Consider the following 318-nt stretch of genomic DNA (forward strand, 5'->3'; position numbering starts at 1 on the left):
TGCGGTTGAAGGTCTTGCGCGCGCCGACCTTCGGCAGCATCAGGTTGCTCGGCAATTCGAACAGCACGTAGCCGATGAAGAAGATGCCCGCGCCCACGCCGTACGCGGCGTCGGAGAAACCGAGGTCGGTCTGCATCTGCAATTTCGCGAAGCCGACGTTCACGCGATCCAGATACGCAAACATGTAGCAGGTCACCAGAAACGGCAGAAGCCGCCAGTTGAGCTTGCTGTACAGCGCGGCGGCGGGATCGCCGGCGGCCGATGGATGAATTGCTGACATGGTTGTCTCCGAATGTCTCACTGGACCCGTCGCAGGGG

General features: G+C 61.3%; 1 pseudogene. It reads right to left on the minus strand.

The features are described 5' to 3' along the window. Positions 1–280, minus strand: a pseudogene (locus tag SB822_RS55895) (MFS transporter); the annotation flags it as partial. Between the last annotated feature and the right edge of the window lie 38 nt (positions 281–318).

The sequence above is a fragment of the Paraburkholderia sp. SIMBA_054 genome (assembly GCF_046534875.1).
GTDB lineage: Bacteria > Pseudomonadota > Gammaproteobacteria > Burkholderiales > Burkholderiaceae > Paraburkholderia > Paraburkholderia hospita.